At 41.3% G+C, this 7,543-nt stretch carries 9 protein-coding genes; all 9 read right to left on the bottom strand.

Annotation, left to right across the window (positions count from 1 at the left end):
- Positions 1–35 precede the first annotated feature (35 nt).
- On the bottom strand, positions 36–560 hold the full coding sequence (locus tag CKJ95_RS16695; protein ID WP_099354590.1) for a sigma-70 family RNA polymerase sigma factor: 525 nt from the start codon (positions 558–560) through the stop codon (positions 36–38).
- 140 nt (positions 561–700) lie between these two features.
- Positions 701–1,273, bottom strand: coding sequence for a TIGR01440 family protein (locus tag CKJ95_RS16700; protein WP_099354591.1), 573 nt, complete (start codon positions 1,271–1,273; stop codon positions 701–703).
- Positions 1,274–1,363: 90 nt separating this feature from the next.
- Positions 1,364–1,816: a ribose 5-phosphate isomerase B gene (gene rpiB, locus CKJ95_RS16705; RefSeq protein ID WP_099354592.1), complete on the bottom strand. Its 453-nt coding sequence runs from the start codon at positions 1,814–1,816 to the stop codon at positions 1,364–1,366.
- Between the two features lie 120 nt (positions 1,817–1,936).
- Complete coding sequence (locus tag CKJ95_RS16710; protein ID WP_099354593.1) at positions 1,937–3,223, bottom strand: methyl-accepting chemotaxis protein; 1,287 nt, start codon at positions 3,221–3,223, stop codon at positions 1,937–1,939.
- A 25-nt stretch (positions 3,224–3,248) separates the two neighbouring features.
- On the bottom strand, positions 3,249–3,680 hold the full coding sequence (locus tag CKJ95_RS16715; RefSeq protein WP_099354594.1) for a low molecular weight protein arginine phosphatase: 432 nt from the start codon (positions 3,678–3,680) through the stop codon (positions 3,249–3,251).
- A gap of 235 nt (positions 3,681–3,915) precedes the next feature.
- On the bottom strand, positions 3,916–4,482 hold the full coding sequence (locus tag CKJ95_RS16720) for a manganese efflux pump MntP (protein WP_099354595.1): 567 nt from the start codon (positions 4,480–4,482) through the stop codon (positions 3,916–3,918).
- 236 nt (positions 4,483–4,718) lie between these two features.
- A complete protein-coding gene (locus CKJ95_RS16725) occupies positions 4,719–5,762 on the bottom strand; it encodes an L-threonylcarbamoyladenylate synthase (RefSeq protein WP_099354596.1) in 1,044 nt (347 codons plus the stop codon).
- A 351-nt stretch (positions 5,763–6,113) separates the two neighbouring features.
- Positions 6,114–6,560: a GNAT family N-acetyltransferase gene (locus CKJ95_RS16730; protein WP_099354597.1), complete on the bottom strand. Its 447-nt coding sequence runs from the start codon at positions 6,558–6,560 to the stop codon at positions 6,114–6,116.
- Positions 6,561–6,637: 77 nt separating this feature from the next.
- On the bottom strand, positions 6,638–7,330 hold the full coding sequence (gene spoIIR, locus CKJ95_RS16735; protein WP_099354598.1) for a stage II sporulation protein R: 693 nt from the start codon (positions 7,328–7,330) through the stop codon (positions 6,638–6,640).
- Positions 7,331–7,543 lie beyond the last annotated feature (213 nt).

A 7,543-nucleotide genomic window follows, 5' to 3' on the forward strand; every position in this document is an offset into this window, starting at 1 on the left:
GGGACGGTTCTCCTGGTTCAACATTTAACTCAAAATTATTCAAAACGTCTATCTATATTGCCTCTCCCCGCCAATATCTGAAGCCTTTTTCGTGCGCGATGAAGTGTCACTTTTACCTGTGATTCAGTCAATTCCATCGCTTCCTGAATTTCTTCATATGAGAATTCTGCAATTTCCCGGAAATAAATAATCGTACGGTAGTTTTCCGGGAGCAGTTCAAGTAAATCAGCTAACTCCCCGATGTTCTCCCTCGTAACGACTTCTTCCTCCGGGATCCCGTATGGACTCTTCATATCCCCTTTATCGTAAAAAGGGACCCACTTCCACCGCTGTCGCTTTCGCCATTCATCCAGGTATGTATTACGAGCAACCTTAAACAGCCAAGGTTTGACGTCCTCATATTTGTAAAAGGAAAGGGATACCGTTGCCCGGAAAAATGTTTCCTGAACAAGCTCCTCAGCTAAAGTAGAGGATCCTGACATTCGTAACAGATAATAAAAAAGGGGTTCCGCATAACGGCGATAAATATCATCTAGTTTCTCATTCCGTTCCTTACTCATCGCTGCCCCCCTTTCTCACTTTCTTCCATCATACCTTACTTACAAAACGATCAAATCCCCAAATAGTTACACATGTAATTATAAATATTTTACTAAAATGAAAAGAACCACAGGAACCGTCCACGTGGTCCCTGTGGTGATTAACATTTCTTATTTTCCTTTTTATCCGGATAAACTGCCCTTTCGCCACCAATGAGTTTTGGTCTTGCTTTGGCCATTGTGACATGTGCTCCACCTAGTTCTTTAACTGAACTTCGAATTGGAACTGCAACATGTTTTAGATGCATGCCGATAAAGGTGTCACCGATATCAATGCCTGCTTCTGCTTTGATGAATTCAACAACAACAGGATCGGTAAAATGCCCATAAGCATATGTTGCCATCGCACCGCCCGCTGTTCGAACCGGAACGACGGTTACTTGTTCGTAATTTTTATGTATAGCTGTTTCACGTTCCACAACCAAGGCACGGTTTAAATGCTCACAGCACTGAAACGCGAGCTCAACACCGACATTTTCACGAAGCTTAACCAATTCGCTAAAAATCATTTCTGCCACTTCTTCAGATCCAGCTGTTCCGATTCGTTCACCTATGACTTCACTCGTACTGCAGCCGACAACAAGAAACTCTCCTTTTTTCAACGAAGCTCTTTCCACAAACTCCGAAAGAAGCGTCTGAAGCTGCCTTCTCCACACCTCAAGATCCGCAACCATCTCTCATTCCCTCCTTTGGGACAGGTCCCTCGTCCCACAATTAAAGATACGCCTGATACATCTAGTCCTCAGGCGCGGTTTTCTCGTATGTTATTCCCCAGATGGGTTGTTTTCATATTCGGTAATTTTGTTGATTCTGTTTTCGTGACGCCCACCTAAGAATTCTGTAGTAAGCCATGTTTTTGCGATTTCAACCGCTAGCCCAGGGCCAATGACACGCTCACCCATCGCTAAAATATTGCTGTTGTTATGCTCACGAGTAGCCTTTGCACTAAATACATCATGACAAAGTGCACAACGGATGCCTTGTACCTTGTTCGCAGCAATACTCATTCCAATCCCCGTTCCGCAAATTAAAATGCCACGATCATATTCCCCGTTCGCTACTTTTTTCGCTACAGGTAGGGCATAATCCGGATAATCTACGGATGTCGAACACTCACACCCGAAATCATCATACTCAATTTCAAGTTCGTCCAATACTTTTTTAATTTCTTCACGTAACACTAAACCGCCATGGTCTGAAGCAATTGCAACTTTCATTGTAAATCCCCCTAATATGAATTGAGACTTGGCTTTATTTCGCCATAAGACATTCCATTTACTCTTATTATACCTAAAAAAGAACTCCCAAACCAAAATAGGAGTTCCATCATTTAAAATTTACATTGTAAACCGTTGGATCGTCTTCTTTAACTGGCCTGCTTGTGTAGCAAGCTCCTGTGCCAACTCGTCCACTTCACAAATCACACTTGTTTGATGTTGCGTTGCCGCACTCACTTCTTGAGCACCAGCTGAAGTCTGTTCGGCAATTGCTGCAACCTCTTGAGACTGGAGGGATGTCGCTTGTATGCGATCCATTTGTTTTTCAACCAAGGTAACAATTTGTTTTACTGCATCTGCCACCTCATGAACGGACGTTGTCATTTCAGCAATCGCATCATTTGTGATGGTTCCCTTTTTCGCTTCCTCATTTGCAACCGCAACCTGTTCTGAGATTTGAACGACCACATTTCGGACCTCTTGCTGGATATTTTGAATAAGCTCCGCAATCCCTTGAACAGCCTTAGAGCTTTCGTCCGCAAGCTTTCTTACTTCTTCAGCAACAACTGCAAAGCCTTTTCCATGCTCACCAGCACGGGCCGCTTCAATCGAGGCATTCAATGCAAGTAAATTCGTTTGGCGGGCAATATCGCCAACCAGAGATATAATATGTTCCACTTCCTTCGCATTCGTCTCTAGACGATTTACGGCTTGAAGTGATATTTGATTGTTATCAACAAGCTTATTAATGCCTGAAATTAAGGAATGAACAACCTCTTTGCTATCATTCAATGTATCGACCATTTCAACAGACAAGTTTTGTGAGGTTTTCGCATTTGCTTGGACCTCTTCTGCAATTTGAATGACATCCTCGACAGATTCAGCCGTTTCTTGAATCGATACAGCCGAGCTGTCCGCCCCTTTGGAAATCTCAGAAATCGTTCGATTAATATTTTCTGCCTGTTCGGATGCATGACTGGATGCCTTCGTTATCTCAATGACCTTTTCATTTGTATTTTCAAAGTTTCCTTCAATGTTTTGAACCATTTCACGGAGATTGTGAAGCATTTTGTTAAAAGCAAGACTCAAGCTTCGAATCTCGTCATCTGATTTCGAAACGGGCACATCCTCACGAATATCACCATTTGCCGCATGAATCGCTACCTGCTCAAGCCTTTGGAGTGGCTTCGTAATGAAGGAAGCCGCGAAATAAGCGAGAATCCCAGACCAAACAATCCCTAATACCAACGTCCCAATGATAAAAATTTGTTGATTGATCAACTCATCTACGAACGGATACACAAAATAAATGAATAACGCGGATGTTGAGTAAGTCACAATCGCTAATATAGTCGTAAGAAAGACTAATTTTAGCTTTATACCAAATTTATAGCGCCTCTTTTTCAACCGATTCTCCCCCGAATCTAACTAACTATTTAAGTTTTGAAAGTACTTCACAAATTAATGGTTCAAGCTCTGCATAGGTTTCTCTATAAATTTCTACCGGTCCTCCAAATGGATCAGAAACATCGCCACTACCATTTGTAAATTCCTTTAAGGTATGTACCTTGCCCTGCGCTTCCGGAAAGCTTTGAAGTATTGCTTGCTTATGGTGGTTGGTCATCGTTAACACACATGTGGCCCAATCAATATGCTCTTGTGTTAAAAAAGAAGAAGAGTGCTGACACTCAATTCCATTTTCCTTCAAGACTTGCGCCGTATTTGCCGAAGCAGGACTGCCATCCCCAGCAAATATCCCCGCTGATTTCACTTCGATTTCTTCTCCCGCCTTATTTCGTAAAATCGCCTCAGCCATCGGACTTCGACATGTATTTCCTGTACAAACAAATAAAACACGAATCATTTCATCACCCTTTTCTACCTGTCTTGATGCTACGAACGACCTGCATAAATAGACAAAATTCGATATAGTACTATTATAAATGAGATGAACCCAAAACACATAGTCAATATATGAAAAAAAGAGCACGAGTTTTTCACTCATACTCTTTCACAGGGCACAGCTCCCTTAGGTCCAAGGTTCCTCATTTAGATTTCAGATTCCTTTTGGGTCACAGGGAACAGGTCCCTCGTCCCACTTATAAAGGAAATAGCAATTTCACTCCGAAGACTAGGAGGATACAACCACCTAGTACCTCACTATATGTACCGAGCCAATTTTGAACCTTTCTCCCTAGCAAAAGACCAACCCATGACAGTACCATACTAACTACACCAAACATCAGAATAACCATAATTGTCTTCGCACCATAAATTCCTAATGAAAGCCCAACAGAAAAACTATCGAGGCTGACACTTAAGGCAAAAATAAACAAACCAAATCCAATAGGTGTAATCATGCGTTTGTCACCGTCATCGTCCTTGAAGGAAGAAATGATCATTTGCAAACCTAAAAATAAGAGCAATCCTGCACCTACATAGGTTGCAATTGCTCCAAATGTATCTGATAAAAAATGGCCGATCATCATTCCAGCCAAAGGCATCCACATATGAAACAAACCGATGGTTATCCCGATTGTTAAGATCTGCTTAAGTCTCAACCGGATTAAACCCATTCCAAGTCCTACGGAAAATGCGTCCATTCCTAAAGCAAATGCCATAATAAATAAGGTTATAATTTCCCCGAGAAATGCTGTAATATCCATCTTCTACCTCCTTGGACGTGCCTATTTCAACATATGCATGTACAAAACGAAATAGAAGAAGGTTGTTCAAAAAGTTGCCAAATGATAAAACTGCGAATCTCTGCGTCACTCGGCCTCTCGGGTCCTCACGCATTATGGGCATACTCTCCGGTCCTCAAGTCTCTCCTTCCTTGACCTTCTTGCTTTAAGATTCGTAACCTTTTTGAACACATATTTCAGTCAAGGATTTTCCCAATTTATTCAGTTATCAATTTATGTCCCGCTGCTTTGGTCAACCGGTTCATGATGGCTTGTCCAATACCCTCACTAGGAAAACTCTCACTAAAAATAACATCGACATTACTTTCATCAAAGAGGCGAAGGACATCATAAAGCCTCTTTGCCACCGTTTCTAAATCTTCGCGCGATCCACAAGCAATAATCTTATCTGCACTGTAATTCTTTTCGCGTTCTGTTGTTGTCAGAACGCCAACCTTCAAACCCTCTGCTTGCTTTTCATTTATAAGGGACTGAATAAATTCCATCGAGCCATTTACGATTGTAAGTGGAGCCGTTGGTGCATAATGTTTATATTTCATTCCTGGTGATTTTGGCGCTTCATCTTCTTTTAAAATCGCCTGGTCAACCTCAACCACACCACACACTTCCTCAAGCTGCTCTTTCGTCACACCGCCTGGACGTAAAATGATAGGCACATCACCCGAACAATCCAGAACCGTTGATTCAAGTCCAACACCGGTTGCTCCGCCGTCAAGGACGCCAGCTATTTTTCCAGTCAAATCATCCGCTACATGCTTGGCAAGTGTTGGGCTTGGCTTTCCCGAAAGATTCGCACTTGGCGCAGCAAGCGGAAGCCCTGTTGCCGATATTAATGCCAATGCAACTGGATGGCTCGGCATCCGAACTGCTACCGTTTCTAGACCTGCTGTTACTTTACTTGCAACAGCATTTTCCTTCTTTTTTAAAACAAGTGTTAATGGACCCGGCCAGAATTTTTCAATCAATCGCTCCGCATGCTCCGAAATATCCTGCGCGAATTTATGAAGCTGCCCAATTGTGGAGATGTGGACAATCAGTGGATTATCGCTCGGGCGCCCCTTTGCTGCGTAAATTTTTGCGACCGCCTCGTCAGACAAAGCATTTGCTCCAAGGCCATAGACCGTTTCAGTAGGGAATGCAACCACTTCATTGGCCTGTAAAAGCTTTGCAGCCTCTTTTATTTGTGGATAAGATTCTAAATTTTGTTCATATTTATCCACAACCCATTGTTTTGTTTCCATGTAACGCAACTCCTATATAGAATTCCTTTAGTTATGTAGTTTATTTATTATTATAATATAAAAAAGTATAGGTATATAATGGGTAGAAAACAAGTGTTATCCACATTTTGTGGATAATTTAACCGAAAATGTGGATAATTTTGTGGATATAACCAACTTTTCCATAAATCACACCTACAGGAAAAAATGTATCCACAGCACATATTTTTCATCACGTTCCATAGACTATCATATTTTTTTACTTTTTAACAACAAAACTTATCCACAATATCCACAAATTAGGTGTATAAACACAAATAAAACCCCCACCTGCGAACATTCAATTCACAAACAAGGGTTTGAAAACTATTTTTATTTTTCAATTTGCGAAACCATGAACATCGGATCCGCTTTTTCAAGCAGCTGTGAGATATGATTTGATTCTTTGATATGTTCAGGTAGCTCATTCGTATCAACTTGTCCAAAACCAAGCATGGCGAAAAATTGAATAGACGCTTGCTTATTTGTCGCTAAATACAATCGGCTTATTTCCTTATGCTTCGCTAGTGAAATTGCACTTTTAAACAGGGTTAATAAATTCGTTTGGTCAACACCCTGCGAGATTACGAGTGATCGAAGTAAGCCATCCTTTTCGATTCTCTCAATTCCTAAGGTCGCGAGGATTTTTTGCTCAGCATCCTCCAGTAAAATAAAGTGATCAATAATCGATTCAATACCTTCCGCACTTACTTCAGCTTGTCCTAAAAACGCTTTTACCTTTTCAATATCCTGTTCAGTTGCCGTTCTAATTTGTTTCATAGTCTCCACCCCATCTTTCGTTATCTAGTAACTACTCTATGAGGGCTTCTAAACAAATAGAACCTAATGCTAGACTTTTAGCTAAAAAGTGAAGTGAACAATTCAACCAAGAAGAATTTTACCTCTACTTCTTCCCCTTCACTTTCCTGATTCTCTGCATTTTCTTCCTTGTCTTTCTTGTCTTGCCTGTCTTTCTTTTCAACTTCTTGCTCTTCTTGCTCTTCTTGATCCATCGCTACATCTGTTCCCTCTTCATCTGACGCTTCAATTGCGTCACCAGTTGAGAAGTCTAAGAAGCATAATGGCGGGAATAACACGCACCACCAGTTTGCCCCTTCAGCTTCGCCTAACGAAATCAGAATTGCTTCATACTCACCCGCTGGGTATAAGAATTGACCGTAAAGCTTTGTTGGAAATTGAACATTGCGTCCGTAATCAACTGAATAACTTTGATTGCTCTTTTCCTCTTCTAATACTCTAGCAACGATCTTCTCGATTTCTGGTAGTCTCTCTTGAATCAACTCTCTTGCTGCTTCAATGGAAGTTAACTCCGCTACCCATACCGTGATTTCTGCATTCACTGCATCGCGAACCTTACGCTTTAAAGCTTGATCCTCTTCGGAATCACTGTTTGCTAAGATACGAAGTCGAATCGCTTCATCCGGAATCACCTGATACCTTTCCGCACTTGTTTCTTTTATCAATAAATGGCTATTCGCCCCAATTAACATTAAAAATATAAATGATATAATCGCAATTTGTTTACTCACTCTCTAGCACCATCCCTTCACAAACCATTCTCGCCAAAAAAATAGAATCCTAAACTACCAAATTTGAAAAATCTATTAAACTATTTTTTTAGTGAGTCGATTCCGACTGGGTCAAGTTGAGAGAGCGAACTGTAAGTCTGAATACGTGGCTGATTCTGACTGCACGAGCAGGATTTGCGAGCAGCGAGTCTGAATACACGCCTGATTCTGACA

It is taken from the genome of Fredinandcohnia onubensis, assembly GCF_002734285.1.
GTDB lineage: Bacteria > Bacillota > Bacilli > Bacillales > Bacillaceae_L > Ferdinandcohnia > Ferdinandcohnia onubensis_A.

Bases quoted from the DNA above. Each gene is read 5' to 3' on its own strand.
- CKJ95_RS16725 (WP_099354596.1), bottom strand. From the start codon at position 5,762: ATGGAAACAAAACAATGGGTTGTGGATAAATATGAACAAAATTTAGAA.
- CKJ95_RS16715 (WP_099354594.1), bottom strand. From the start codon at position 3,680: ATGATTCGTGTTTTATTTGTTTGTACAGGAAATACATGTCGAAGTCCG.
- CKJ95_RS16730 (WP_099354597.1), bottom strand. From the start codon at position 6,560: ATGAAACAAATTAGAACGGCAACTGAACAGGATATTGAAAAGGTAAAA.
- CKJ95_RS16720 (WP_099354595.1), bottom strand. From the start codon at position 4,482: ATGGATATTACAGCATTTCTCGGGGAAATTATAACCTTATTTATTATG.
- CKJ95_RS16700 (WP_099354591.1), bottom strand. From the start codon at position 1,273: ATGGTTGCGGATCTTGAGGTGTGGAGAAGGCAGCTTCAGACGCTTCTT.
- rpiB (WP_099354592.1), bottom strand. From the start codon at position 1,816: ATGAAAGTTGCAATTGCTTCAGACCATGGCGGTTTAGTGTTACGTGAA.
- CKJ95_RS16695 (WP_099354590.1), bottom strand. From the start codon at position 560: ATGAGTAAGGAACGGAATGAGAAACTAGATGATATTTATCGCCGTTAT.